The sequence below is a fragment of the Cellulomonas sp. KRMCY2 genome, from assembly GCF_000526515.1.
In the GTDB taxonomy this organism is placed as follows: domain Bacteria; phylum Actinomycetota; class Actinomycetes; order Actinomycetales; family Cellulomonadaceae; genus Actinotalea.
Window position 1 is genome coordinate 1,830,123 of record NZ_JAGF01000001.1, and the last position, 25,837, is coordinate 1,855,959.

Here is a 25,837-nt window from a genome sequence, read left to right on the forward strand (position 1 = left end):
CTCCCTGTGCGTCACCTGTGCAGGCTCGACGGCGCCGGCCTGCGTTACGCTTGTGGCGACCCCTCGTGCGGCGTCATCTCGCTGAACTCCCCCAGGGCCGGAAGGCAGCAAGGGCAGGTGAGCTCTGGCGGGTGTGCGAGGGGTCCTCGCATGCCCGGACGCGCCCCCGCACCCCGACCGGTCGTGCGACCGTGGTCGTACCGTCGGGCCACCCCAGGTCGCAGGTCCGACCGGGCCCGACCGTCCCACCGTCCGACGCGGAGCGCGACGTCGGGCCACCACCCTGAGGGCATGAGCACCGTGCCCGCACCCGTGACCCTCCCACCGGCCCCGGCCCCGGCCACGACCCCGCGCCTCTCGTCGCGCGGGCTCGTCAAGACCTTCGGCCCGACGACAGCGCTCGCGGGGGTGGACGTCGACCTCGCCGACGGCGAGTCGCTGGCCGTGATGGGTCCGTCGGGCTCCGGCAAGTCGACCCTGCTGCACTGCATGGCAGGCATCCTGCGGCCGGACACGGGCACTGTCGCGCTGCGTGGCCGTGAGGTGGCCGGCCTCGGCGAGCGGGAGCGGTCGCTGCTGCGCCGCCGGCACTACGGCTTCGTGTTCCAGTTCGGCCAGCTGCTCTCCGAGCTGCCCGCGCAGGAGAACGTCGCCCTGCCGCTGATGCTGCTCGGCACCCCGCGGGCCCAGGCCGTCGCCCTGGCGCGGCAGTGGCTCGTGGCGCTCGGTCTGGCCGGGATGGAGACACGCCGACCGGGCGAGATGTCCGGTGGGCAGGCGCAGCGGGTCGCGGTCGCCCGGGCGCTGATCACGGGGCCCGACGTCGTCTTCGCCGACGAGCCGACCGGGGCGCTCGACCAGGCCACCGGGACCGACGTCATGCGCATCCTGACCGAGACGACGCGCGCGGCCGGTGCCTCCCTGGTCGTCGTGACGCACGAGGAGTCGGTCGCTGCCTGGTGCTCGCGGCGGATCGAGATGCGTGACGGGCGGGTGGTCCGCGCGAGCGCGACCGTCGAGGCGGCCAGGTGAACGCCGTCCTGGCCCTGTCGTCCGGGCCGTTGCGCGCCGGACGGGTGCCCGGCCGCGGCATCCGCGGGCTGCTGACGCCGGCTGGCCTCGCCGTCCTGGCGTTCGCAGTCATGACGACGTTCGGCCTGAGCGTCGTGGGCGGGCTGATGGGCTTCATGGGTCGCGCCCAGGACCCGTCGTCCGACCTGGTCGCCGAGCTCGCGCCGACGTACGTGATCCTCGCGTGGATCGCCGTCGTGCTCCTGCTCGTCCCGCTGGTCTCCCTCGGTGGTGCGGCGGCGCGGCTCGGGGTCGCCCGCCGCGACGCCCGGCTGGCGACGCTGCGGCTGCTCGGCGTGACGCCGCGGGAGGTGATCGGGCTGACGGTCGTCGAGACCGCCGGCCAGGGTCTCCTCGGTGCCGCGCTCGGGTTCGTCGGCTACCTGGGGCTGATGCCGGTGTGGACGCGGATCCCGTTCATGGATCGGACCTTCACGGTCGGGGAGCTGTGGGTCGGACCGTTCGCCGTGCTGGTCGCGCTCGCGGCCGTCCCGCTGCTCGCCGCGGTCAGCGGCATGGTCTCGCTGCGCCGGGTGGTCATCTCACCGCTCGGGGTGGCGATGCGCCAGACCCCGGCCCGGATGCGCTGGCTGCGGATGCTGGCGGTCCTCGCGGCACTCGGCGCGTTCGTGGCCTACACGCAGGTGAGCGTCGGGTTCGAGGAGGCGGTCGCCATCGGGTTCCTGCTCGGCCTGCTGGCCGTGGTCTTCGGCACGCTCAACCTGCTCGGCCCGTGGACGATCAGCGTCCTGGGCCGGGTCATGGCCCGCACCGCCCGCACCGTCCCCTGGCTGCTCGCCGCCCGGCGCCTGCTCGACGACCCGCGCGCGGCGTGGCGCGTCGTCGGCGGGCTCAGCCTGGCGAGCTTCGTCGCCGGCGTGCTGTCCGTGCTGCCGGGGATCGTCTCGGCCGAGGACGGCGGGCAGGACGCGCAGGGGGCGATGCTGCTCGCGGACCTCGTCACCGGCGCCATCCTGACCCTGGCGATCGCGTTCACGGCGGCGGCCTGCTCGGCGGGCATCGTGCAGGCCGCGACAGTCCTGGACCGGCGGCGTGAGTACGCGTTGCAGCAGCTGGCCGGCGTCCCGGTCGAGCTGTTCGACGCGGTCCGGCGGCGCGAGGTGCTCACCCCGTTGATCTTCGTCTCGGGCACCTCCGCGCTCGTCGCGATCGTCGTGCTCGTGCCGCTGTTCGGCACGGCGGCCGCGACGGCGCCGCAGGGCCTGCTGGCGCTCGCGGCCTGCCTCGGGGCGGGCGTCGTGCTGGTGCTCGCGGCGACCGAGACCAGCCGTCCCCTGCTGCGCTCGGTGCTCCGCGAGACGGTCGTGCGGGCGGACTGAGCCGCCCGCACGACCAGCCCGCCGACAGTGCCCGGTGCCTCAGCCCCGGGCGACCGGCTGCCGCAGGATCGTCCGCATCGCCGCCGGTGCGACCCGACGAGGGTCGTTGAGGTACACCTCGTGGTGCTTGCCGGCGCGTTCCAGCCCGTGGTCGGCGATGAACGCGTGCAGTGCGGCGATGGTCGGACCCTCGTCGGCGTACGGGCCGTGGTGCATGACCTGGACGACGTCGCCCTCGTCGAGCACCTCGAGCCGCAGCCGGTCGGCCGAGGGGGCGCGACCCTTGGCGACGGCCGCCGACACAGCCTGCTCGACCAGGTCGGCGGTCACCACCTCGGGCTGGGCGATCATCATCGTCCAGAGCCAGTCACTGCGGCTCCCCGCTGTGAAGGCGGACATGTCGTCGGCCCACCACAACCCCTCCAGGGGCAGCACGGTCCACGGGGAGCCGCCGGCCTGCTTGACCAGGCCGCGCACGCCGTAGCTCGCCGCGTAGAGCGTGCCGACGGCGTCCGCGTAGGCCGGTGCGGTGCCCGGATCGCCCGAGCCGTCGACCATCACGAACCGCAGCGGTGGGACCGTCAGGCGCACCGGTGCGTCCGGGGCCCGGTACAGCCCGGGATGGTCGCGCCGCAGGTCGTTGTTGTCCGCGGTCATCGGGCGTCGGGTGCGGCGACCTCGGGGGCGTCCGGCGCGACGCGGGCGACCGGCACGCACACCTCCGTCACCCAGTGACTGGGCTCCGGGTCCTCGTGCGGCGAGACGAGGTAGACGTTGAACATCGGCCCGGCGAACCGGTACCCGTTCTCCGGCACCCAGTGGCCGACGGCCTCCATCACGGCACCGATGCCGTCGTACGGGCCGTCGAGGACGGCGACCGCGACCTCCTGCGCCGGCACCTCGACGCAATGGACGTCGCCGGAGCCGGCGAACGGCGCGGCGACGTCGAGCTGGACCTCCACGTCGCAGTCGGACTCCTTGTAGTCCTCGTCGTGGAAGACGGCGACGGACCGTGCGTCGGGCGCGATGGCGGCCCCGGCGGTGAACAGCGCCGGCATGAGGCGCTCCCACAGCCGGCCCTCGTCGGCGTAGGTCGGGATGATGTCGCGGACGGACGCGGTGATGCGTGCCGGGTTGGTGCGGTGGGTGATCGTGACGGACATGACAGGTCCCTCCAGTGCGGTGATGAGGTGGTCCACCTCCCGGACCCGGTCGACGACGTCGGCGGCCTCGGCGATGAGTCGCGTCCGTTGCCGCTCGAGCACCGCACGCACGGCACGCGGGTCGTCGAGGATCGGCACGCAGGCAGCGATCTCGTGGACCCCGAGCCCGACGTCGCGCAGCTCGCGCACCCAGCGCGCCACGGACAGCAGCGCGGGGGAGTACGAGCGGTAGCCCGAGTGGTGGTCCACCCGGGACGGGCGCAGCACGTCGTGCTCGTCGTAGTACCGGAGCATGCGGACGCTCAGCTGGGACAGTCGCGAGAACTCGCCGATCGTCAGCAGTCGCTCGCCGTTGGGAGGCATGCCCATAACCCACACTCTGACACCGTGTCAGACGCAAGGGGTGCCGGACGCCAGGGGTGTCAGGCGCAAGGGCTGTCAGACGCAAGGGCACGAGACGGGGCGCCGTCCGGCGTCCCGGGACGGGCCAGGGCCGGGTGACCGATGTCCGGCGCGGCGCATAGGGTTCGTGCGTGACCACTGCGCTGTACCGCCGCTACCGGCCTGACACCTTCGCCGAGGTGATCGGTCAGGAGCATGTCACCGAGCCGCTCATGCAGGCGCTGCGCGCCGATCGCGTCAACCACGCGTACCTGTTCTCCGGGCCGCGCGGCTGCGGCAAGACGACGTCGGCCCGGATCCTGGCGCGCTGTCTGAACTGCGCCGAGGGACCGACGCCGACCCCGTGCGGGACGTGCGACTCCTGTGTCGAGCTGGGCCGTGGCGGACCGGGCAGCCTCGACGTGGTCGAGATCGACGCGGCCAGCCACGGCGGCGTGGACGACGCACGGGACCTGCGCGAGCGGGCGACCTTCGCCCCGGCCCGGGACCGGTACAAGATCTTCATCCTCGACGAGGCCCACATGGTCACGCCGCAGGGCTTCAACGCGCTGCTCAAGATCGTCGAGGAGCCGCCCGAGCACGTGAAGTTCATCTTCGCCACGACCGAGCCGGACAAGGTCATCGGCACCATCCGGTCCCGCACCCACCACTACCCGTTCCGGCTCGTCGGGCCGGACACCCTGCAGCCGTACCTCGAGCAGATGTGTGTCGCCGAGGGTGTGGCCGTCGGCTCCGGCGTGCTGCCGCTGGTCGTCCGGGCGGGTGGTGGCTCGGTGCGGGACTCGCTGTCCGTGCTCGACCAGCTCGTCGCAGGTGCCGACGCCTCGGGGATCGACTACGGGCGCGCCGTCGCGCTGCTCGGCTACACGCACAGCGCCCTGCTCGACGACGTCGTGGACGCGATCGCGGCGCGCGACGGCGCGAGCGCCTTCCGGGTCGTCGACCGGGTCGTCTCCTCCGGCCACGAGCCGCGTCGCTTCGTCGAGGACCTGCTCGAGCGGCTCCGCGACCTGATCGTCATCGCCGCGTCGGGTGACGCGGCCCGCGCCGTGCTCCGCGACCTGCCCGCCGACCAGCTCGAGCGGATGTACGCCCAGGCGGGGGTGCTCGGTGCCTCGGAGCTCTCCCGCTCGGCCGACCTGGCCAACGCAGCGCTCAGCGAGATGACCGGCGCGACCTCGCCCCGCCTGCACCTGGAGCTGCTGGTCGCCCGGCTGCTGCTGCCCGCCGCCGACGACGGCGCGGTCGGGCTCGGGGCGCGCCTCGACCGGGTCGAGCGCGAGCTCGGTCCGGATCGCGTCGGTGGTGCCCGGGCGGCGGCGCCCGTCGCGGCCGCCCCTGGTGTGGCAGCGCCTGCTGTCGCGCCCGTCGCTGTCGCGGCCGTCCCGGTCGTGCGGGCCGACGCGGCCGTCGTGCCGGAGCCGGTTGTGCGGGCCGAGCCGGCCGTCGTGCCCGAGCCGGCGGCTGTCGAACCGCCGGACACCAAGGTGCCGGACGCTGAGCCGCCGACCGACGAGCCGCCGACCGACGAGCCGCCGACCGACGAGCAGCCGACCGACGAGCAGCCGACCGACGAGCAGCCGCAGAGCGAACCACCCCGTGACGAGTCGGTCGCCCACGAGCCGGCCGTCCCCGTGGTGTCGTCCGGGCTGGATGCCGAGGTCGTCCGGCGTCGCTGGCCCGAGGTGCTGCAGACCCTGCGCGGCCTCCGGATGGCGACCTGGGTGCTCGTGAGCCAGAACGCGCAGGTCGCCGAGGTCACCGCGGACAAGGTCCTGCTCGGCTTCACGACCCCGCAGCTCGCGACGACGTTCCGCACCGGGCCGCACCCGGAGAACGTCCAGCGTGCGCTGCACGAGACGCTCGGCCTCGACGTGCGCGTCGAGACGGCGCTGGCCGTGGCCCCGAGCGAAGGAGGTCGGGCGGCCGGCGGCTCTGCGGACGACGATCGCTCCGCCGAGGGCACCGTGGGATCGGCGGCGTCGACCGACCCCGGCCGCGTCTCGACGAGCGACGCCGAGGCGTCCTGGTCCGCCCCCGCGCGGCCGGTCGCGTCGCCGACCGCGCAGAGCCCGTCGTCCGGCACGAGCGGCTCGTCGTCCGGCACGAGCGGCCCGTCGTCCGGCACGAGCGGTCAGCAGCCCCACGCGCGCGGCCCGGAGCCCGAGGATCGGGCGCAGCGGTCCGCGGGCCGACCCACCGGGAGCTCGCGGACCGGGAGCGGTGGCCCGCGCACGGGCAGCGGCGGTCCGCGGTCCGGCGCCGATCGAGGTCGAGCTCCCGCCGCACCCACCTCGGTCGACGAGGGCGAGGACGCCGACCCGGACGACCCCGATCTCGCGTCCACCGGCCTGGTCGGCGCACCGCTGATCGCGCAGATGCTCGGCGGCACGGTCATCGACGAGATCCCCGACGGAACAGGCTGAGCGCGGCGGACGGAGCCGACGTCCGCCGGACCCCTTAGGCTGGACGGGTGTACGAGGGCGCGGTCCAGGACCTGATCGACGAGCTCGGGCGACTGCCCGGCATCGGTCCCAAGAGCGCGCAACGGATCGCCTTCCACCTCCTTGCAGCGGACCCGGTCGATGTCCGTCGGCTGGTCGACTCGCTCACCGAGGTCAAGGCCCGCGTCCAGTTCTGCACCATCTGCGGCAACGTCTCGCAGGAGGAGCTGTGCCGGATCTGCCGTGACCCACGGCGTTCGCTGGCCAGCATCTGCGTCGTCGAGGAGCCCAAGGACGTGGTCGCGATCGAGCGCACCCGTGAGTTCCGGGGCCGGTACCACGTGCTCGGCGGCGCCATCAACCCGATGGACAACGTCGGCCCGGACGACCTGCGGATCTCACAGCTCATGACCCGGCTCGCCGACGGCACCGTCACCGAGGTCATCCTCGCGACCGACCCGAACGTCGAAGGCGAAGCCACCTCGACCTACCTCGCGCGCCTGCTGGTCCCCATGGGCCTGCGGGTCACGCGGCTTGCCTCAGGGCTGCCGGTCGGGGGAGACCTGGAGTATGCCGATGAGGTCACGCTAGGGCGTGCCTTCGAAGGACGGAGGCAGATCAGTGCCTGACAAGCCGATTCACCACGTGGGCGACGCACTCGTCGACACCCCGGCGGACCTGCGTGACGTCGCAGACTCCGTCGCACGGGACACCCGGAGCTTCCTCTCGACGGTGACGGAGGTCGCCGCGGGCTCGAACCCCGAGGTGGCCATCCCCTTGCTGCTGCTGGCCGTCTCGGACGTCCTGGCGGCCGGAGCGCGCCTGGGCGCCATGGTCGACGTCCTGCCGGCCGAGCGCTTCGAGCCCGACGTCGGCCCCGATGCCGACCTCGACCCGCTGCGGGCAGCCCTCGAGAACGTGCTCGACGGGATCGACGACTACACCGAGATCGACGACCCTGTGCTCGGCGTCGAGGTCGTGACGTCGTCGGTGTCCGGGGACCTCGTGATGGTGGCCGGTGCGCTCAGCCAGGGGCTCCGGCACTACGAGGCCGGACAGGTGATCGAGGCCCTGTGGTGGTGGCAGTACTCCTACCTGGCCAACTGGGGCGAGCGCGGCTCGGCCGTGCTGCGGGTGCTCCAGACGATCCTGGCCCACCTGCGACTCGACATCGACGAGGACACCGTGGCCGAGGCGGAGTTCCACGCGCTGCACCCCTGAGCGCCTGCTCCCCTGATCGGCACACCAGGAGCCGGCGTACGTCTGACCGGCGGACCGGCGTACGTCTGACCGGCGAACTGAGCGTGTCCGCCTACGCCCCGCCCGCGCTCCCGAGCAGTGGTGCCAGGGCGTCCCAGCGGGAGATCTCGCAGCCGTTGGTCCGGCTGAACCGCGCCCGGACCCGGGTGCCGTCGACGGTGCCCTCGACGGTCGCGACCTGCGGGCCACCGTAGATCTCGGTGCACATCTCGTCGCGCGGCGGTGCGACGAACGCGTCGGCGCCGCCGGCTGCCGCCAGGGCGGCGCAGGCCGCGTCGGGATCGGGGTGGTCGCCGCCCGGCGGGTCGCACGTGAGCATGAAGGTCCGGGTGGTCCCCAAGCCGGTCTCGTCCAGGGTGATCGTCAGGCTCGTCCCGTCGTCCGACGAGGACGGCGTGCTGGTCGGCTCGGCGGTGGGGCTCGCGGGGCTCGTGGGCGGCTCGGTCGTGGTGCCCGACGTCGTCGGGCCGGACCCTGACGGCTCGCCACCCGGCTCCGGGACCTGGCCGCCGGCACAGCCGGCGAGCGCGAGCACCGCCGTCAGCGCCACAGCCCACCGCGAGATCCGCACCCCGACCTCCCCACCCCAAGCGTCCGAGCCGACAGCGGAGACCGATCGTGACGCCGTGCGCCCCGGACCGTCCCCGTGCCGCGTCTGCGACCATCGTCGCACGCCCGCCCGGATGTCGGACGTCCCGATGTCCGGACTCTGGGCAGGACTATTCTTCGTCCTCCGACCGCCACACACACCCGGAGTGCTCACCGTGGGCCTGATCGTGCAGAAGTACGGAGGCTCCTCCGTCGCCGATGCCGCGAGCATCAAGCGCGTCGCGAAGCGGATCACCGAGGCCAAGCGCGCCGGTGACGACGTGGTCGTCGTGGTCTCCGCGATGGGTGACACCACCGACGAGCTGGTCGACCTCGCCCACCAGATCTCACCGATGCCGCCGTCGCGCGAGATGGACATCCTGCTCACCGCGGGTGAGCGGATCTCGATGTCGCTGCTCGCCATGGCCATCGCCAACCTCGGTGTCGAGGCGCAGTCCTTCACCGGCCAGCAGGCCGGCGTCATCACCGACGAGGCGCACGGCCGGGCACGGATCATCGACGTCAAGGCCAGCCGGATCCGCAAGGCCCTCGACGCCGGGGCGGTGGCGATCGTCGCCGGCTTCCAGGGCGTCACCGAGCACACCAACGACGTCACGACGCTCGGCCGCGGTGGCTCCGACACGACGGCGGTGGCGATCGCCGCGGCCATCGGCGCGAACGTCTGCGAGATCTACACCGACGTCGACGGCGTCTTCACCGCCGACCCGCGCATCGTGCCGAACGCCCGCAAGCTCGACCGCATCACCTACGAGGAGATGCTCGACATGGCGGCCAGCGGGGCCAAGGTGCTCATGCTGCGCTGCGTCGAGTACGCCCGCCGCAACAACGTGCCGATCCACGTGCGCTCGTCGTTCTCGGGCCACCTGGGGACGATGGTGACCGACGACCCGATCGAGGGAGACGTACCGATGGAGCAGCCGATCATCTCCGGCGTCGCGCACGACCGCAGCGAGGCGAAGATCACCGTCGTCGGCGTCCCGGACGTGCCGGGCACGGCCGCCCAGATCTTCGAGATCGTCGCCGGTGCCGAGGTGAACATCGACATGATCGTCCAGAACGTGTCGGCCGCGGCCACGGGGCTGACCGACATCTCGTTCACCCTGCCCGCGGCCGACGGCCAGAAGGCGATGGCGGCGCTGCACGCCATGCAGTCGACGGTCGGCTTCGCATCGCTGCAGTACGACGACACGATCGGCAAGCTCTCGCTGATCGGCGCGGGCATGCGGTCCCACCCCGGGGTCTCGGCCAAGCTCTTCGGCGCCCTGCGGGACGCCAGCATCAACATCGAGATGATCTCCACCTCGGAGATCCGGGTGTCGGTCGTCACCCGCGCCGACCAGCTCGACGACGCGGTCCGCGCGGTCCATACGGCCTTCGGGCTCGACTCCGACGAGGACGAGGCCGTGGTCTACGGCGGGACAGGACGGTAGTCATGGGTGCTCATCCGGACGTCTCCGGGGGCCTGCGGGTCGCCGTCGTCGGCGCCACCGGCCAGGTCGGTGGCGTCATGCGCCGCCTGCTCGCCGAGCGGGACTTCCCGGTCGCGTCGATCCGGTTCTTCGCCTCGGCGCGCTCGGCCGGCACGAGCCTGCCCTGGCAGGGCGGCGAGGTCGTCGTGGAGGACACCGCGACCGCTGACCTGAGCGGGATCGACATCGCCCTCTTCTCGGCCGGCGGCGCGACGTCGACGGCCCAGGCCCCGCGCTTCGCGGCTGCCGGGGCGATCGTCATCGACAACTCCTCGGCCTGGCGGATGGACCCCGACGTGCCGCTGGTCGTCTCCGAGGTCAACCCCGAGGCGATCGACGACGCGCGCAAGGGCATCATCGCCAACCCGAACTGCACCACGATGGCCGCGATGCCGGCCCTCAAGGCGCTCAGTGACGAGGCCGGCCTGCTGCGCCTGATCGTCACGACCTTCCAGGCCGTCTCCGGCAGCGGACTCGCCGGCGCGCAGGAGCTCGACACCCAGGTGCGAGCCGCTGTCGCGCAGGACACCACGGCCCTGGTGCACGACGGCTCGGCGGTCCGGCTGCCCGCGCCCGTGAAGTACGTGCGCCACATCGCCTTCAACGTGGTGCCGCTCGCCGGCAACCTGCTCGACGACGGCTCGTTCGAGACCGACGAGGAGCGCAAGCTCCGCGACGAGTCGCGCAAGATCCTCGGGCTGCCCGAGCTGCTCGTCTCGGGTACGTGCGTGCGCGTGCCGGTCTTCACGGGCCACTCGCTGTCGGTCAATGCCGAGTTCGCCCGCCCGCTGAGCGTCGCGCGCGCCCTCGAGGTGCTCGCCGACGCCCCCGGTGTCGAGCTGACGGACGTCCCGAACCCGTTGCAGGCGGCGGGCGCCGATCCGTCCTTCGTCGGACGGCTGCGTCAGGACCCGGGCGTGCCGGACGGCCGCGGGCTCGCGCTGTTCATCTCGAACGACAACCTGCGCAAGGGCGCGGCGCTCAACGCGGTGCAGATCGCCGAGCTGGTCGCCGCCCGACGGCTCGCCACCACCTGACTCCGGCCTCACCAGGGTCGCTGCCGAGCCCGTGCTGGTCAGGGCCGGGCGAACCAGGGTTGGGGATCCCCGCCGCCGCCCGCCGCCGCGACGTAGGCCAGCGTGCGCCTGATCCGCTCGACCGACGACGGCGTGAGATCCGCCGGCAGTGCGTCCCGCGCGAACCAGCCCACCTCCGTCGACTCGTCGTCGGCCACGTGCGCCTCGCCACCGACCGGGCGGCACCAGAAGCAGATGTCGAGGTACTGCGCGACGTCCCCGTTGTCGTACTGAACGACAGAGCCGCTCGAGACGGCGGTCAGCGCGACGACCTCGGCCTGCACGCCGGTCTCCTCGAGCACCTCGCGGACGGTCGCGACGGCAGGCTCCTCGCCGGGTTCGAGGATGCCGCTGACCACGGCCCACAGCCCGTTGTCCGCACGCCGACCGAGCAGGAGACGACCGTCCTCGTCGATGACCACACCGGAGACGCCGGGCAGCCAGAGCAGGTCGTGGCCGACGCCCGCCCGCAGGCGCGTGATGAACTCAGGGATCGGCACGGTTGGACCCTAGCGTGAGAGCGGTGGTCGGGGCAGCCATGACGAAGACTGTCGGAGCACCCATGACGAAGGCCCCCGACCTGCGTTTCCGCTGGTCAGAGGCCTTCGACTCACGTCGGGTGACAGGATCTGAACCTGCGCCCTCTTCGTCCCGAACGTGGTGTGGAACGATTCCGCCGGCTCTTCGGGGCGGCCAGGCGTATCCGGGACCGTCCGGTGCGCCTTCGGGTGATTTCGGGGCGAGCGTCAGGAGGCCGCGATGACGAGCCGCCGGCCGACTACGAGGCCCCGAAGCCGCCCTCGCCCCAGGACGCCTCGACCAGGTCGCCGGCGCTGAGCTGCACCGCGGAGCAGCCGGCGACGAACCCGAACTCGGTGTTCGACCAGGCGTAGCAGAGGACCCAGTCGCCGGGCTCGACCGGGAGGTCGAACCGACCCCAGCGCCCGATGGGCTGCACGCGACCGCCGGCGGCGGCGACGTCGCCCTCGTCGAGCGAGGCGCCCAGATTCTCGAAGTCCGTCGCGCCCGGCCGCGCACCCAGCAGGTCCCAGGTGGTGTCGGCGGATGGCAGGACGACGATCCATCCCTCCTCGATCGGGCGCGAGGGCAGGCCGGTGTCGTCGACGGAGATCATGCGGCCGCCGGTCTCGTGGCGCAGGTGCCCGACGACGGGGATCGCCACCACGAGCAGCACCAAGACGGTGGCCGCGACGCCGCGCGAGCGAGTGACCGGCCGGCTGAGCACCAGAAAGGCCGCGGCGAGCAGTAGGGGGGCCGCGACGAGCGGAGCCCACGGCAGCCACTGGACGACGCCGGCCGCGGCAGCGATCGCACCGAGCAGCGCGACGGCGCTCGCGACCGCCAGCACCACGCCGAGCACGACGGGGAGGGCGCGGTTTCGGTGGAACTCCACGGTGGAGATCCTGCCAGGCGCCGCCCGCACTCAGCCGGGATCACGCGCCAGGCTGCTCGCACACCGGTCCTGTTCAACGCCCCGCTGTGCGGCGCCCGGCCCTGCGGGAGAACTCGTCGATCGCGGTCAGGACACTGGTCGCCTGCCAGGCGCGGTTGCGACGGGCGTCCGACGTGGGTGTCAGGACCCCGGCGTCGACCAGGGTGGCGATGGATGCTCGAGCGGCCGGTGCGGAGACGCCCAGGTCCGTGGTGGCACGGTCGGTGTTGATCACCGGCTGGGCGAACAGCCGGTCGGCGAGCCGCCACGCTGACGAGTCGGTGCGAGCCTTGATCTGGTCCCGCCACTGCTGGCGGATCTGCAGGATGTCGTCGGCGAGCTGACGGCCGTTGGCGACGGCGGCCAGCGCCGCGGCAGACATCTCGGTGACGATGGGGCTGGGGTCGCCGTCACGGTAGGCGCCCAGGGCGGCGAAGTACCGGTCGGTGGCGCGCAGCAGCCCGGCAGACACCGGCACGGTGGTGTGCCGGGTGATCCCGTGGCCGCGCAGGACGGTGTGGACCAGGACCCGACCGGTGCGACCGTTGCCGTCGAAGAACGGGTGGATGGTCTCGAACTGGGCGTGCACGAGCGCGGCGTGCACCAGGGGTGGCACGTCGCTGCGTCGCCCGAACGCGCTGAGGTCGTCGATGAGGTCGGGGACCCGGTCGGCGTGCGGTGGGACGAAGTCGGCGTCGTGCGGCGAGATCGGTGAGGACCCGATCCACACCTGTTGGTCGCGCCACGTGCCGGCGTGCTCGGGTTCGGCAGCCTGGAGCAGGGCGGCGTGGATTGCCAGGATGGTGGCGGGGGTGACGGTGCCCCCGGCGTTCAGGGCGGTGGTCATGGCGCGGGCGTTGGCCACGATGAGTGCGGCGTTCTCCTTGCCGGGGGCACCGAGCTCGGCGAGGGCGATGTTGCGGGCGTTGGAGGTGAGGTGCTCGATCTGGGAGGAGGACGCTGACTCGGCGCGCAGTAGGACTGCGGGCATGGGGACGGGAAGGCCGGCCATCTCGGTGTCGAAGCGGGTGACCTCGTTGGTGGCGTCCAGCGCGGCGGTGAGTGCTTCGGGTCGTAGCCGAGGGTCGAGGTTGGCGATGAACGGTGGGACGGCGGCCTTGTAGGGGCGGGCGGTCTTGAGCCGTTGCCACACGTCGAGGTGGCCTTCATTGATGGTGGAGGTCCAGTCGCGGTCTTCGTAGGCGATCGGCGGCCAGCCGGTGGTGGGGTGCGGGCCGGGTTCGGTGCTTGCGGTGCTGGACCGTTGACCGCCGTCGGGCCGACCGGCTGGTCGGCGTGGCTGGGTCATGGATCCTCCGGAGTGTTCAGAACCTTGCCCCCGGCGCCCAGTTGGGGAAGGCTCGCTCAGGAACCTTACTCAAGAGCGCCGGTTAAGAAAGCTTAGCACCATATCATTGCGTACAACTGTGGCTTGGCAACGTGTGTTGGATCCCATCCTCTTGAGCGGTGGGTCGGGCCGGCTACAGGCTGGGCCCGAGGCCGCGTTCGGGGTGGGACGGGTAGACCGTGGCCGGCGACTGCCAGCGGCCGGGATCGGCCCCTCGTGCCAGCCTCGCGGCCTCGGCGAACCGCTCGGCCACGGCTTCTGCCGCCCGGTCTCGGATGAGCTGGGCGGCCGCGGTCACGGGTAGCGCCTCGATCTCGGCGAGGATGCCGCGCGCCTGGTCCACGCCACTGCGCAGCTCCGCGGCGCGCGCTGAGGTCTTGGCCGGGCAGTGGGCGGGCCCTGCCCAAGGCCCAGCAGATCACCTGCCGCCTGGTCGTGCGCCGGGTCAAGCGCCAGCAACCACGCACCTCGCCACGGGCCCGTGCAGGGCGAGCTGTTCGCCGACTGGCGCCACCACGCCTTCGTGACCAACTCGACTCTGACCACCGTCCTGGCCGACCAACGCGGCCGCGACCACGCGATCATCGAGCAGGTCATCGCCGAGCTCAAGGACGGTCCCCTGGCCCACCTGCCCTCGGGCCACTACGCCGCCAACGCCGCCTGGGTCGGGTTCGCGGCCCTGACGTTCAACCTCGCCCGCGCCGCGAGCATCGCCCCTGGCATGGTCACCGCCCGCTGGGCAACCCTGCGCCGCCGCCGCATCATCACCGTCCGCGCCCGCCTCGCCTCCACCGGACGCCGCATCGTGCTGCACCTGCCAGCACGCTGGCCCTGGGTACCAGCCTGGGCCGCACTCTGGGACGCCGCGATCGGACCCCCGCCCGCCACCACCTGACCACTCGCCCGAACGGGCCCGACCGCAGAACCAGTGGAAGAGCCGGTGCAGACCGGCGACCCCGCCACGCCCTCCGCTCGGCAACTACCGACAATCCCGAAAACCACGCCCGACCGAGAAGGACCGGTGGATCAGGGCTCAGCCGGCGTAGGGCCCCACGACGGACGCCCGATGGTCGATTCTGCCCAGGTGATCCTGGGAGCAGGCTGGATGCCGCCTGGGAGATCGGCGGGTCTCAGCCAGCGCGCCCGCCGTAGTGCCGCGCGACGACCCACCGGGCGCCACGGTGTGACGTAGGTCACTTGTGTCAGCGTGATGTGCGCGTGTGTCTTCGGCATGTGTGGGTGCGGGGTTCCCCGCGACCGAACTCACGATGTGGAGGGCAATGTCATGCGAACTGCCATCAGGGTTGCTGCAGCCGGCCTGATCGCTCTCGTGCCCACGGTGCTGGCAGCTGCCAGCGCGACGGCGGCCACGGTCACGCCGTCGGCCGTCACGTGCGGGGCGTACGAGGCGCGGGACACGTCCGGTGCCCACGCGATGGTGCGCGAGTGCAAGGACGGGTCGAGGATCCGGGTGAACGGCACGGTGACGGACACCGACGCGGACGGGCAGTGCGCGCGGGTGTACGCCTCCTACAACGTCTACCAAGGCACGGACTACAGCCCGACGGCGTGTCCGAAGGGTACGACGGTCACGTTCACGCTCCCGTGGCGTGAAGGATCCGATGCGTACATCTACCTTCAGGAGATCGACGCGTAGGGAGCAGAAGGGGCGGGAGGCGCGTCCGGGCGGGCGCTCCTCCCGCTCATGCTCTTCCAGCTCACTCCGTACGCGTCTGCTCGGTGCGCGTGAGGGGCTCGACCAGGAGAGCGCTGGCCGCAACGACCAGTGCTCCCGCGGTGATGCTGCCGAGGAGCGGCAAGGCGACGCCTCGCAGTGGATAGCTGTGGCCCTCCGCGAGCAGCAGGCCGAGGGCGATACCGGCCCCGGCGGACAGCGTCGCAAGCATCACCAGTGGGGCGAGCCCCTCGATCATAATCGATGTGCGCAGCGTCCGTAGCGGCGCGCCGGCGATCCGCAGCGTCGTCAGCGACCGTCGGCGTTCGATCACCGTGGCTGCCGTCGACGCGAGGAGGGCAGCGCCGCAGACCAAGGCGAGCGTTGCCGCCCCGATATTGACCGCGGTGTAGAGGCGGCGGACGTCGAGGCTGAGCCCGTCGAAGGTGGTTGCCCGGGTGGCGACCGTGGCGTGAGGGCTGCTCTGCTCGATCACCGTCCGGGCGCCCTCCAGCGCTTCGGCTGAGTCGTAGGCGAACACCAGCAGCGTGGGCCGCACGGCGGCGGGGTCGAGATCGACGAGGGTGGGATCGATGACGATGTCGGGCATGTCGATGCCCGGCTGGGATGCCATGACACTCCATCGGGCGTCGTCGTGCAGCATGGCTATGTCGGGGTCCCCCTGCTCCGGTATCGCGTCCCACGCCCGTACCTGGGCCGGCGCCAGGTCGTAGAGCTCAAGCGTGGAAGGGTCGCGGAGCGCGGCTGTCACGTCGCGGCCCGCGACCATGCCCGTCGTGCAGTCGGCATCGTCCAGGCGGGCGAGCGTGATGATCGCCGAGCAGTTCCCTATCCACGCACGGTAGGCCCCTTGAGGGGCGCTGACCTGTGCGGTGATGACGAGCGTGGCCCCGTCGATCCCGGCGCGGTCGTCGATGGTCTCGGCGAGTGAGGACGCATCCTGTGGGCTGACGTACTGGATGACCGCTTGAGCCGTTCCCTCGGCCTGTCCCACCTGCGCGCTGCGGTCCAGGGTGGCGGCCGCGGCGGGTGTGATGGCGGCGAACATGGCGGTGATCATGAGGGCGAGGCCGAGGCCCGCCGAGGCGCGCACCCCTGCCCGGGGGTTGTCCCGTATGCGACGTCCGGCCAGGAGCGCGGCAGCCCCGGGTGCGGCCTCGAGCGTGCGCCCGACATAGCCGAGGATCCGCGGTGTCGCGAGTACAAGCACGATGAGCGTGCCCACGAAGGTCACCACGGCGAGGGCCGGGGACCGGTCGGCGCCCATGAGGACGGATGCGATCGCGATGGCGGCGGCCGACATCGACGCCACACCTCTGCCCCAGCGCCGGTGCGCGCCCGCGGCGCGAGGCGCCGCCGTCCCCGGCACGATGGCACGGGCACCCACAGCGACCGCGCCCAGGCACAGGATGAGCGCGAGGACACACACGGCGACCAGGGCCGGTGTGGCGATGATGAGGTCGTCCACGAAGAATGCGGCGCCGTCCAGGGAAACGGATGCTGCCAGCCCTCGGAGCGCGTGTGCAGCGGGTACGGCCAGGAGCACTCCGGACAGCACGGGAACCGCCATCTCGCCGACGGCGATGGACGTCAGCTGGCGAGGTGTCGCACCGGCCAGGTCCAGGATGTCCCGACGTCGGCGGCGGGTCGTGGCGTTGAGCTGGACCGCGATCGCGACCAGCAGGAGCACTGGGGCGATCAGGGCGACCGCTCCCACGGTGAAGGTCAGGCGCTCGACCCCGCTCAGCGCGGGCAACAGCCCCCGGTCGGCGATGTGGTCGACCGTCACTCCCGACAGAGCGACCTGCTCCACGGGCGCCCCGCGCACGACCAGCAGGTCGCCCGGGCCACGCAGGCCTTCGTCGTCGATCGTTCCCACGACCGTGCCGAAGCGCCCGATCGCCTGTGGGGTTTGCTCGAGCAGATCGGTGACAGCAGGGCTCAGGTAGGCCTGCCCGGCCGCGGGGAGCGCGCCGATGCCGGGTGGCACAGGGGCGTCGTCGTCGCCGGCGACGGTCATCACGGTGATGCGGTGGGTGCCGACGTAGCTGGGCGACCGAGCGACTGTGAGGCTCGCGGGGATGCCGGCGGTCAGCTCGGGCATGTCGAGCGTGGTCCAGGCGACGCGGTCAGCGCGTTCCTGGATGGCTGGCCCGACACCGAGCCCGACGATCGTGACGCCGAGACCGAGGGCGATGGCGAAGGCCACCAGAGCGCCGGCCAGGAACCCCGACATGCCCGATCCCCACCACAGTCGCGTTCCCAGGCGCAGCATCAGGCGTCCGTCGGGGTGTCCGTGCGCCCGTCGCGCACGGTGACGATCCGGTCGGCGTACTCGGCGACCTCATCGTCGTGGGTGACCAGCACCATCGCGGCGTTCTCCTGGCGGACGCCGGCGACGAACTGCTCCATCACGGCTCTCCCCGTCACGGAGTCCAGGGATCCGGTGGGCTCGTCCGCGAAGATCACACGTGGCCCGGTCACCAGTGCGCGGGCCACGGCGACCCGCTGAGCCTGCCCGCCTGACATCGCGCCCGGTCGCTGGTCGGCCACATCCGCGACACCGAGACGGGTGAGCATCTCGTGGGCGGTGACTCGCGCGAACCGCCGAGGTGTCCCGTTGAGCAGGAGTGGCAGAGCGACGTTCTCCACAGCGGTGAGCTCGGGGACGAGCTGACCGAACTGGAAAACGAACCCGAAGGTCGTGCGGCGGGCACGAGCCCTTTCGGTCGTTGTGGCGGCGACCAGGTCGTGCCCGTCGAACCGTACGGCCCCGGAGTCCGGCCGGAGCACACCTGCCGCGCAGTGCAGGAGGGTGGACTTGCCCGAGCCGGACGGACCCATGACCGCGACGATCTGTCCGGGCGCCACGCTGAGCGAGGCGTCCAGAAGCGCCACGCGGTTGCCGAAAGACTTGGCGACGTGGTGCACCTCGAGCCCCGCGCGTCCGGCGACGGGCTCCTCGAGTCCGTCGCCCGCCAGGTTGGACCACAGGTCAGTCATCGTCTCCGCCTTCCGGCCGCTCGCCGACTGCGTCCACCCACGTCGACGTCGTGAAGGTGGTGAACGCGGTGACCGTGGGGTTCGTGATGCCCATCTGCTCATCCCGCAGCGTGATGTTCTCGGTGCCCAGCAGGTCACCGGTCGTCGGGCTGATGAGCAGCACGACGACGCCGCTCGACCGAGGGTCATCGGTCGTCTGGACGGCGACTGCGTGCGCGGGCCGTCCGAACCGGTCCTCGGTCGAGCCCAGGTCCTTGACGCCGGGATCGTCGGCCAGCACCAGCCAGAGGCTTGCGCGCAGCTCAGGAGGCACGACGTACTGGGCGTACAGGTCCTGCACGGCGGTCAGGAGGCACTGCGTCGTCCACGCGGCGCTCTGCCCGCACGGCAGGGCGTCGTACCGGGCGAGCAGGGTCGCCCGCAGGGCTGCACGGTCGAGGGGCAGCTGTTGGGGCAGGGCGGCATCCTCCGTGCCCGGACCCGCGACGTCGCTCGATACACCGGGCACGGAGGCGGGTGCGTCCGTGCTGAGCCGGCCGTCCAGGTCCAGTGCCGGGGCCCGGGTCTGGTCGACGCGCGCAGAACCGTCCGGAGCGGTCCATCGACGTGTCAGGGTCGGGTGGACGCCGACCGTCGTCGAGGTGTGGTCGACATCCACCGCGAGCAGCCACCCGTACTGGGCGACGTACTGCACGTCGGCGGTGTGTGTGGCAGTGGTGGCCGCCTCGGTGGCGGCCGCGATCGCCGCGAGCGCCTCGCTGGCCGACGCGGCTTCTACGAGGTTCACCGGAGACGCCAGGGAGTACCGCAGGCTGGGCGGTGTGCTGGCAGTCGCGGAGGGGGTCGACGCCACGAACGCGTACCCCGAGCCGACGACCAGGAGTAGCACGAGCACCGCGGCCCAACCGACCGGCGGTCTGTGCTGGCGGTCGGTCGACGTGGTGAGGACCCGCCGCAGCAGACGGCTGGCCCGCTCGCCGTCGCCTGGATCGTCCGGCACCGGGGGGAGTAGATCGTGCGCCGCCATGAGCGCGCGCAGGGCCGCGACCTCGCTCTCGCCGCGATCCGCACTCACTGCTCACCTCGCTCGTCCTCGAGTAGGGCCCTCAGTCGTGTACGTGCCCGGTGCACGCGACTGGTGATGGCGCTGGTCGAACATCCCAGGATCCGACCCGCCTGGTCGCAGGTGAGGCCGGCCAGCACGGTCAGGCTGACTGCGTCACGCTCGGCGCCTGGCAGCGACGCGAGCAACTCGCGTGTGCGTTCGAGGGCGACCATGGCGTCTCCAGGGTCCTGATGCTGTCGGGGAAGGACGTGCGTGAGGCGATCCTGCAAGCGTCGGACCCGCAAGGACGAGCGGGTCGACTCCTGCAATTTGTGGTGCGCGATGCCGAAGGTCCACGCGCGCCGCTGGTCCAGGTCGGTCGGTGCGTCGTCCCAGCGTGCCCACACCGTGGTGAACGTCTCGGCCACGACATCGTCCGCGCCGTCGAGACCGACGTGTCGAACCACGAAGGCGCGCACGTCACGGTGTGCACGGGTGAACAGTTCGGTGAACGCGGCGACGTCCTCGCCGGTCAGCAGGTCGTCACGGTCATGACCTTCACCGAGCGTGCTGCCACGCTCGTGCTGGCCAGCTGCCCCCCTGGCGCGATACACGTCGACGATCCACTCCCGCCCGCTGCCGAGTACACACGCACTGCCGTCGACGTGCGGTTCCATATCGATCCCGCGACCGTCATGCCGGACACGTTGCCCGACACTGTCGTGCTGAAGATGGTCCCGGTGTACAGGGTCCCGCTCCACAGGCACGCGCGACCTGCGGAACACTGCGCGCTGCTCGCGGGTGCCACATCCACCGCCGAGGCACCCGGAATCAGCGGACCGGCAACCAGCGACACTGTCAGCGCCAGGACCGGCGCACCACGCCATGACGGACGGAACGAACATCTCATGCCCATGACATGTCGCCGACCGCACTGCATGTCATGCGCAGGAGGGTTTCGGTCTAGTGATCTCGATCACACTGAGCCCTGATCGACCGGCCCGAGGCTGGTGATGGTGCGTGGCGGTGAGCGAGAATGCCTTCCTGAGCAGCGAGGATGTGGATTGCGACGTCCCATCCGAGCGGCTCACGAAGGGCATCTCGTAAGTGAGAGCCTGCCACAGCATCGTGCCGGTCTTTGATGACCCGAATCTCGTGTCGTCCGCCGGGTTGGTGCCGCTGCTGGAGTTGGCCGGGCGGGCTGGCCTGGACGGCTTGCTGGCCGAGCACCTGAGCGTGCCGAGCGCGAATGCGGCGGACAAGTAGCGCAGCGTGGGCTGGGATGCTCGCGGGCGCGGACAGCATCGATGACCTGGATCTGCCGCGCTCGGGCGGCATGGCCCGGGTCATTGCGGGGGGGCCTCGACGTTGGGCACGTTCTTGCGCACGTTCACCCACGGTCACGTCCAGCAGGTCGACAAGATCTCCGCCGCTGTCCTTGCCGGGCTGACCGGGCAGGTCCCTGGCCTGCTGGCCGGCGGGCGCGAGGACGACGGCATGGTCTTCATCGATGTCGACGACACCATCCGCGCCGTTCACGGGTATGCCGAGCAGGGCGCCGGGTTCGGGTACTCCCGGGTCCGAGGCCTGAACGTGCAGCTGGCCACGGCCTCGACCCCGACCAGTGCGCCGGTGCTGGTCCGGGCCCGGCTGCGCCGGGGGAACATCGCCTCGGCCACCGGTTCACCGCGGCTGCTGGCCCAGGCCATCACCACCGCTCGCGCCGCCGGCGCGAGAGGGCGGGTCCTGGCCCGTGCCGACTCGGCGTACTACCTGCGCGCGTTCCTGGCCGCAGCGGTGCGCCATGACGCGTGGTTCTCCGTCACCGCGCGGATGAACCTCCAGGTCGTCAAGGCCATCGCCGCGATCGACGATGACGCGTGGACGCCGACCCACTACCCGAACGCGGTCTTCGACGAGCAGGCCGGCGCCTGGGTCTCCGACGCCCAGGTCGCCGAGGTCGCGTTCACCTCCCTGCCCAAGGCCCAGCAGATCACCTGCCGCCTGGTCGTGCGCCGGGTCAAGCGCCAGCAACCACGCACCTCGCCACGGGCCCAGCGCCGGCGGCAGCGGCGAAAGGAAAGGCCCCCGGCCGCGTATCCGCAGGCCAGGGGCCTTACTCACTCTGTCGGGGTGACAGGATTTGAACCTGCGCCCTCTTCGTCCCGAACGTCCCGTCGGGGGTGTTTGCCCAGGTCGCGGCGGTTCGGGGGCGCCTCCGGGGCCGTCCAGCTCGCAGTGGGGGTGATTCTGGGGTGAGCGTCTGGGGTGCTGCTCACGTCCCGCTCCTCAGTGGTAGACGTCGCGGCGGTGGTCGACCGTCATGATCGTGACGGTGGCTGTCTCGTCGTCGATGGCGTAGATGACGCGGTACTGGCCGCGGCGGGCGGACCAGTACCCGGCGAGCTCACGCGCGAGACGCTTGCCGACGCGCTGCGGGTTCTCGGCGAGGGCTCCGTTGGCGAACTCCCAGACCGCTGTTGCTACGCCTTCCGGAAGGGTGATCTCGATCGCTCGCCGCGCCGGTGACGCCCAGCGGATGAGGTAGGTCACCGCCGGCGCAGCGCAGCCAGCTCGACGGTCTCGCCGGAGTCGATCTCAGCTCGTGCCTGGGCGACCTGTGCCATCAGCGCCCTGTCCGACAGGATGTCCAGGGTCGCCTCCAGCGATGCCAGGTCGTCGGGGGACACGAGGACAGCGGCCGGCTCGCCGTTGCGTGTGATGACAACCCGCTCGTGGGTGTCGTGCACGGATCCAACGATCGCGGACAGATGGGCCTTGACGTTGGCCAGCGATGTTGTGGTCGTCATGACCCGAATTCTAGTCACCGGCGGACCTGATGTACAGGCCAGGGACTGCAGTCGGGATCCGCGAGTAGCGGGATCCCTCGACGGCTCGGGTCAGGAGCCTTGTCGCCGACGGCAGTTACGAAAGGCTATTGCAGGATCCTTGCTTACTGCGGCGGCTTGGCCCTCACCAGTAGCACCTACCGACCCATCCCGTAATCGCGATCGGGAGCCGACGGGTACACCGGTCCCGAGAAGTCCGAGCGACTCCGCTCGGCCGCTCGTGCCAGCCGCGCGGCCTCGGCGATCCGCTCCGCCTCGGCCCGTGCCGCGCGGTCGCGGATGAGCTGTGCGGCCTCGCCCACGGGCAGGGCGTCGATCTCGGCAAGCTCGCGGCGTGCCTGACGCACGTGGCCGCGCAGATCGGTGACGCGCTCCGCCAGTCTGCTTGGCCAGTGCCCGCCCGCGACCTCGTCCATCAGGTTCGACCGCTCCTCCTGGTGGGTCGCCTTCAGCTCCCGCTGCTCGAGGTGGGCGCGGTCGACCGCCTGCTGTGCCGCGACCACCCGCGGGTCGGCGACGGCCTGTCGCTCAGCAGCGGCCTCGGCCCAGAGGGGGAGGTGGGTCGTCGTGTGCGGGACGTCACCCCAGCGTCGGCGCACGGAGTTCTCCGCCATGCGGTGCGTCGCGAACGCCTCCCGAGCGGTGTGGGCGGCCGACCGCCTGCCGAACCGCCCCGCGACGCTCAGTGCGCGGTGCGCCTGCCACGCCCGCTCCTGCGCACTGAGGTAGTCGGCGCCGTCGGTGTTGGCCATCTCGATCAGGGGTGCGGCGACCGTTGCCCGGACGTCGGCGAGGCGCGCGTCGGCGGCCGTGACGACGTGGACCTGCTGCTCCGCCTCGACGCGGTGCTGGGCGCCCTGCCGAGACAGGGCGCCCAGGGCGTTCTCCCACCGCGCTGCCTCGTGCTCGGCCCTCGTGATCTGTGCGCGGAGCAGGGCCCGTTCGGCGTTGACGAGCGCCATCGGGCCGTCGGCGACCAGGCCGCTGACCGCGTGATGCGCGGCGTGGGTCGCGTCGGTCAGCCCGCGATCGGCGCGGTCGCGCTGGAGTGCTGCGGTGAGCTGCGCCCGGGCCTCGTCCCGGTCCGCCGCGACGACGTGCAGGGTGTCGCTCTCCCGCCCTCGGGTCATGCCGACATACAGGCCGGCTCCGTCCAGTGCGTCGCTGAGGATCGTGTGCCCCCCGGGTGTGGTCGCGCCCTGGGCGCCGTAGGACGTCGCGGCGTACGCCAGGTGCGTGTGCTCGGCGACGTACGGCGCCGGGAGCCTGACACTGCGACCGTGCGCGCCGCCGGCCGCGGTTGCCCTGGCCCAGACGTCGCCGTCGTCCGTGACGTGCTGGACGGTCCAGGTCTGGCGGTTCGCCACGCCGAGCTCGCTGTTGTTCAGGCGGGTCTGGACGACGTCGCCGGCGCCGATCGGCAGGCCGTCGCTGCCGTACGTGGTGTGGGCGTCGTCGACGTCGCCCCGCCGCACGCGCACCTCCCGGATGGCTGCGTTGAGGGCGCGGGCCTCGTCGTTGGTCGCGACGGTGACCGCGTCGCCGTCGCGAGCGGTGCGGGCGACCGCGTCGTGCGCGTCCTCGATTCTCGGGTGCAGCACGACCAGGCCTAGGGCCTCCAGGCGGTCGAACAGCACCGCCAAGTTCTCGCCCCGGCGGATCTGCACGGTGAGGTCGGCGTACTCGGGGTCGGCGAAGCGGTGCACCGTCGCCATGTCGAACGTGCGCTGCGAGACCTGGGCCGCGATGTCGAGCACGCCGCCCCGGCCGACCGCCGCCAGCTGCGCGCGGTCTCCGACCAGCGCGAGGCTCGCTCTGGCGTCGTCGGCGATCTCCAGCAGGGCGAGGGCGGTGTCCTGGTCGAGCATCCCCGCCTCGTCGACCACGACTCGCTCTCCCGGGTGCAGGCGGGCCGCCGCGGGCGGCCCGGCGTAGATGGTGCCCGTGCGCGGGTCCGGTTCGCCGACGGCGAGGCGCGTCCACACTCCGTCCTCGTCCCATCGCCATCCGTGGGCATGGACGAGCTTTGCGACGGAGTCGGTCGGCACACCGAGCTCGCGGGCGGCAACGTCGGCTGCCTTCTTCGTCGGCGTCACGACCCTGGTCGCGCGGCCCTCGGCCTCCGCCGCGGCGATCGCGACGCCGAGCATCGTGGTCTTGCCCGCACCTGCGGCCCCTTCGACCACGACCAGCGGAGCGCTGGAGGCGACCGCTGCGGCCGCGCGTTCCTGTTCGTCGTCCAGGCCGCGATCACGCGCCAGGCTGCTCACGTCCGGCGTGGCACCTGACGGCTGAGCGGCGCGCGCCGTCAGCAGGTCGCGCAGCTGCGTGTCGGCTGCGATGACCCGCACGCTGGTCAGGTGCGCGACGTGCTCGGGGTGGGCGATGACGGGTGGGAGCACGGACAGACAGTCCTCGGCCGCCAGCCGGGTCGTCATCGCGATGACGTCGCGGAGCTCGCCACGCTCGGCCCGCACGCCCGCCTCGGCGATGATCCGGGTGACGTGTTCCTGGATGCCGTGCACGGTCCACGTCGACGCGCCCGCGGCGCATCGGTCCAGGGCGCGGTTGGCGATCTCCTGCACGCGCAGCTCGTCGAGGACGACGGGGTCGCGTCTGGGCGCGCGGGGGAGGTCGGGGGTGTAGCCGGCGTCGTCCAGCTCGCGCCGCCAGCCCGCTTCGCTGCCGAGCCGTGACGGCTTCTTGTGCGGGCGTTCGTGGTTCCAGGCCTTGGCCTGCAACCGTGCGCTGACCACGGGACCAGGCTCTTGGCCGGGGTTGGCGGCCGCCCACTGCGCCTCGAACATCGCCAGGTTGCGCGCGACCTGGCTGGCGCGCTTGCTCATCGCGGCGTTGAACGGCTGCAGCTCGGCCACCTCGCCGGTGACGTGATCGAGCGTCAGGGCGTGCGCGTCCAGCACCGAGGCGAGCCCCGGGTGGGCAGCCAGCACGGCGGTGCCGAGCGCGCGGATGGCGCCCTGCTGCCGGAACAGCGCCGCGGTGTCCAGCCCTCGCCACGCGCCGGCGGCCCACACCCGCGTCCCGATCTGCAGGTGGATGTGACGGTGCGGATCGCCCGCCCGCGAGGTCCTGTGCGAGATGGCGACCGTCTCCAGACGCTCGACCGGCACGACCTCCTGCCACCCGCGCGGGCCGACGCGGGTCACCGAGTGCAGGCCGAGCCAGGACCGGATCTCTGCCACGGCATCCCGCTGCGCCGCGTCCAACGCTTCGGACACTTCCGGGTGCAGGGCGGCGGCGATCGACAGGGACTTGGGGCTGTTCACGACCATCTCCGCGAACCGCGGCGAGCTCTGTCGAGCCTCGCCTGCCTGACGAGGAGTCCCCATCGACTCCCCGGTGATCGGGTCGCCCCAGTCGACCCAACCTGCGTACTGGATGGGCGTCAGGGACCTCTCGCCGGTCACCCTCCCGGACCCGTCGACGACCGACAGGTCCGCCCGTGCGACGCCGCCGTCGAGGTAGTACTCGTCAGCCCGTGACCGATCCGCCTCGAGGTAGCGGCGCGCGGCCGCGCCGGCCCCTCGGTACAGGAGCACGCCTCCTCTCACGCCGACTCCCGTCATCGCGTGTACTTGCAACTATCGA

Annotated in this window: 25 protein-coding genes, 1 other RNA gene and 1 pseudogene; 12 read left to right on the forward strand and 15 right to left on the reverse strand. The window is 72.1% G+C overall.

Going from position 1 to position 25,837, the window contains the following annotated elements:
• Window positions 1-54: 54 nt before the first annotated feature.
• The 3 genes from ffs (at window position 55) to K415_RS0108900 (ending at window position 2,411) form a co-directional block, all read left to right on the forward strand.
• An RNA gene (gene ffs / locus K415_RS23435) (signal recognition particle sRNA small type) lies at window positions 55-151 on the forward strand.
• A gap of 140 nt (window positions 152-291) precedes the next feature.
• A complete protein-coding gene (locus K415_RS0108895; protein ID WP_024286716.1) occupies window positions 292-1,032 on the forward strand; it encodes an ABC transporter ATP-binding protein in 741 nt (246 codons plus the stop codon).
• Window positions 1,029-2,411: an FtsX-like permease family protein gene (locus K415_RS0108900; RefSeq protein WP_024286717.1), complete on the forward strand. Its 1,383-nt coding sequence runs from the start codon at window positions 1,029-1,031 to the stop codon at window positions 2,409-2,411. The genes K415_RS0108895 and K415_RS0108900 overlap by 4 nt, the downstream gene beginning before the upstream one ends.
• Before the next feature lie 39 nt (window positions 2,412-2,450).
• On the opposite strand, the gene K415_RS0108905 is transcribed toward K415_RS0108900, so the two are convergent.
• Together K415_RS0108905 and K415_RS0108910 are read right to left on the reverse strand one after the other, a co-directional pair.
• Window positions 2,451-3,068 carry a GyrI-like domain-containing protein gene (locus K415_RS0108905; RefSeq protein WP_029663462.1) on the reverse strand — a complete coding sequence of 206 codons (618 nt, stop codon included), beginning with the start codon at window positions 3,066-3,068 and terminating at the stop codon, window positions 2,451-2,453.
• Window positions 3,065-3,943, reverse strand: coding sequence for a GyrI-like domain-containing protein (locus K415_RS0108910; RefSeq protein ID WP_024286719.1), 879 nt, complete (start codon window positions 3,941-3,943; stop codon window positions 3,065-3,067). Before K415_RS0108910 ends, K415_RS0108905 begins: the two co-directional genes overlap by 4 nt.
• Before the next feature lie 164 nt (window positions 3,944-4,107).
• Between K415_RS0108910 and K415_RS0108915 the strand changes: the two genes are divergently transcribed.
• From K415_RS0108915 to K415_RS0108925, 3 genes are read left to right on the forward strand one after another with little or no spacing between them, the layout of a single operon-like run.
• A complete protein-coding gene (locus K415_RS0108915; RefSeq protein ID WP_024286720.1) occupies window positions 4,108-6,402 on the forward strand; it encodes a DNA polymerase III subunit gamma and tau in 2,295 nt (764 codons plus the stop codon).
• Window positions 6,403-6,449: 47 nt separating this feature from the next.
• Complete coding sequence (gene recR, locus K415_RS0108920) at window positions 6,450-7,049, forward strand: recombination mediator RecR (RefSeq protein ID WP_024286721.1); 600 nt, start codon at window positions 6,450-6,452, stop codon at window positions 7,047-7,049.
• Window positions 7,042-7,641 (forward strand): DUF5063 domain-containing protein, encoded by a 600-nt coding sequence (locus K415_RS0108925; RefSeq protein WP_231494861.1) that lies wholly within the window; start codon window positions 7,042-7,044, stop codon window positions 7,639-7,641. Before recR ends, K415_RS0108925 begins: the two co-directional genes overlap by 8 nt.
• A 91-nt stretch (window positions 7,642-7,732) precedes the next feature.
• Here K415_RS0108925 and K415_RS23440 read toward each other — a convergent pair whose 3' ends face one another.
• Entirely contained in the window at window positions 7,733-8,251 is a 519-nt protein-coding gene (locus K415_RS23440) for an SSI family serine proteinase inhibitor (protein WP_024286723.1), read from the reverse strand.
• 193 nt (window positions 8,252-8,444) lie between these two features.
• On the opposite strand from K415_RS23440, the gene K415_RS0108935 reads away from it, so the two are divergent.
• Together K415_RS0108935 and K415_RS0108940 are read left to right on the forward strand one after the other, a co-directional pair.
• Entirely contained in the window at window positions 8,445-9,719 is a 1,275-nt protein-coding gene (locus K415_RS0108935) for an aspartate kinase (protein ID WP_024286724.1), read from the forward strand.
• A 2-nt stretch (window positions 9,720-9,721) separates the two neighbouring features.
• The gene (locus tag K415_RS0108940) at window positions 9,722-10,795 is read left to right on the forward strand and encodes an aspartate-semialdehyde dehydrogenase (RefSeq protein ID WP_024286725.1); all 1,074 of its coding nucleotides are present in this window, start codon (window positions 9,722-9,724) and stop codon (window positions 10,793-10,795) included.
• Window positions 10,796-10,833: 38 nt separating this feature from the next.
• Here the strand turns inward: K415_RS0108940 and K415_RS0108945 are convergent, their stop codons facing one another.
• The 4 genes from K415_RS0108945 to K415_RS0108960 form a co-directional block, all read right to left on the reverse strand.
• On the reverse strand, window positions 10,834-11,334 hold the full coding sequence (locus K415_RS0108945; RefSeq protein ID WP_024286726.1) for an NUDIX domain-containing protein: 501 nt from the start codon (window positions 11,332-11,334) through the stop codon (window positions 10,834-10,836).
• 278 nt (window positions 11,335-11,612) lie between these two features.
• Window positions 11,613-12,248: a hypothetical protein gene (locus K415_RS0108950; protein WP_024286727.1), complete on the reverse strand. Its 636-nt coding sequence runs from the start codon at window positions 12,246-12,248 to the stop codon at window positions 11,613-11,615.
• A 73-nt stretch (window positions 12,249-12,321) separates the two neighbouring features.
• Window positions 12,322-13,596, reverse strand: coding sequence for a Fic family protein (locus K415_RS0108955; RefSeq protein WP_024286728.1), 1,275 nt, complete (start codon window positions 13,594-13,596; stop codon window positions 12,322-12,324).
• A 172-nt stretch (window positions 13,597-13,768) separates the two neighbouring features.
• Window positions 13,769-13,978 carry a hypothetical protein gene (locus tag K415_RS0108960; protein WP_024286729.1) on the reverse strand — a complete coding sequence of 70 codons (210 nt, stop codon included), beginning with the start codon at window positions 13,976-13,978 and terminating at the stop codon, window positions 13,769-13,771.
• Window positions 13,979-14,158: 180 nt separating this feature from the next.
• On the opposite strand from K415_RS0108960, the gene K415_RS21665 reads away from it, so the two are divergent.
• Both K415_RS21665 and K415_RS0108970 read left to right on the forward strand, forming a co-directional pair.
• Entirely contained in the window at window positions 14,159-14,530 is a 372-nt protein-coding gene (locus K415_RS21665) for a transposase (protein ID WP_155859417.1), read from the forward strand.
• A 390-nt stretch (window positions 14,531-14,920) separates the two neighbouring features.
• A complete protein-coding gene (locus K415_RS0108970; RefSeq protein WP_024286730.1) occupies window positions 14,921-15,292 on the forward strand; it encodes a hypothetical protein in 372 nt (123 codons plus the stop codon).
• A 61-nt stretch (window positions 15,293-15,353) separates the two neighbouring features.
• Here K415_RS0108970 and K415_RS0108975 read toward each other — a convergent pair whose 3' ends face one another.
• Genes K415_RS0108975 through K415_RS25135 form a run of 5 tightly spaced genes read right to left on the reverse strand, consistent with a single transcriptional unit; the run spans window position 15,354 to window position 20,319 of the window.
• Complete coding sequence (locus K415_RS0108975; RefSeq protein ID WP_024286731.1) at window positions 15,354-17,606, reverse strand: FtsX-like permease family protein; 2,253 nt, start codon at window positions 17,604-17,606, stop codon at window positions 15,354-15,356.
• Window positions 17,606-18,334: an ABC transporter ATP-binding protein gene (locus K415_RS0108980; RefSeq protein WP_024286732.1), complete on the reverse strand. Its 729-nt coding sequence runs from the start codon at window positions 18,332-18,334 to the stop codon at window positions 17,606-17,608. Before K415_RS0108980 ends, K415_RS0108975 begins: the two co-directional genes overlap by 1 nt.
• A complete protein-coding gene (locus tag K415_RS0108985; protein WP_024286733.1) occupies window positions 18,327-19,409 on the reverse strand; it encodes a CU044_5270 family protein in 1,083 nt (360 codons plus the stop codon). The genes K415_RS0108980 and K415_RS0108985 overlap by 8 nt, the downstream gene beginning before the upstream one ends.
• Window positions 19,406-19,993 (reverse strand): RNA polymerase sigma factor, encoded by a 588-nt coding sequence (locus tag K415_RS0108990; RefSeq protein ID WP_369795210.1) that lies wholly within the window; start codon window positions 19,991-19,993, stop codon window positions 19,406-19,408. Before K415_RS0108990 ends, K415_RS0108985 begins: the two co-directional genes overlap by 4 nt.
• Complete coding sequence (locus K415_RS25135; RefSeq protein WP_081784961.1) at window positions 19,912-20,319, reverse strand: peptidase inhibitor family I36 protein; 408 nt, start codon at window positions 20,317-20,319, stop codon at window positions 19,912-19,914. Before K415_RS25135 ends, K415_RS0108990 begins: the two co-directional genes overlap by 82 nt.
• 188 nt (window positions 20,320-20,507) lie before the next feature.
• Between K415_RS25135 and K415_RS23925 the strand changes: the two genes are divergently transcribed.
• Window positions 20,508-20,645 (forward strand): hypothetical protein, encoded by a 138-nt coding sequence (locus K415_RS23925; protein ID WP_155859418.1) that lies wholly within the window; start codon window positions 20,508-20,510, stop codon window positions 20,643-20,645.
• A gap of 87 nt (window positions 20,646-20,732) precedes the next feature.
• A pseudogene (locus K415_RS21670) lies at window positions 20,733-21,638 on the forward strand (transposase); the annotation flags it as partial.
• 30 nt (window positions 21,639-21,668) lie between these two features.
• Here K415_RS21670 and K415_RS0109005 read toward each other — a convergent pair.
• From K415_RS0109005 to mobF, 3 genes are all read right to left on the reverse strand, one after another.
• Window positions 21,669-21,932 (reverse strand): type II toxin-antitoxin system RelE/ParE family toxin, encoded by a 264-nt coding sequence (locus K415_RS0109005; RefSeq protein ID WP_034661148.1) that lies wholly within the window; start codon window positions 21,930-21,932, stop codon window positions 21,669-21,671.
• Entirely contained in the window at window positions 21,929-22,189 is a 261-nt protein-coding gene (locus K415_RS0109010; RefSeq protein ID WP_024286736.1) for a type II toxin-antitoxin system Phd/YefM family antitoxin, read from the reverse strand. Before K415_RS0109010 ends, K415_RS0109005 begins: the two co-directional genes overlap by 4 nt.
• A gap of 176 nt (window positions 22,190-22,365) precedes the next feature.
• Window positions 22,366-25,788 carry a MobF family relaxase gene (gene mobF / locus K415_RS0109015; protein WP_231494863.1) on the reverse strand — a complete coding sequence of 1,141 codons (3,423 nt, stop codon included), beginning with the start codon at window positions 25,786-25,788 and terminating at the stop codon, window positions 22,366-22,368.
• Between the last annotated feature and the right edge of the window lie 49 nt (window positions 25,789-25,837).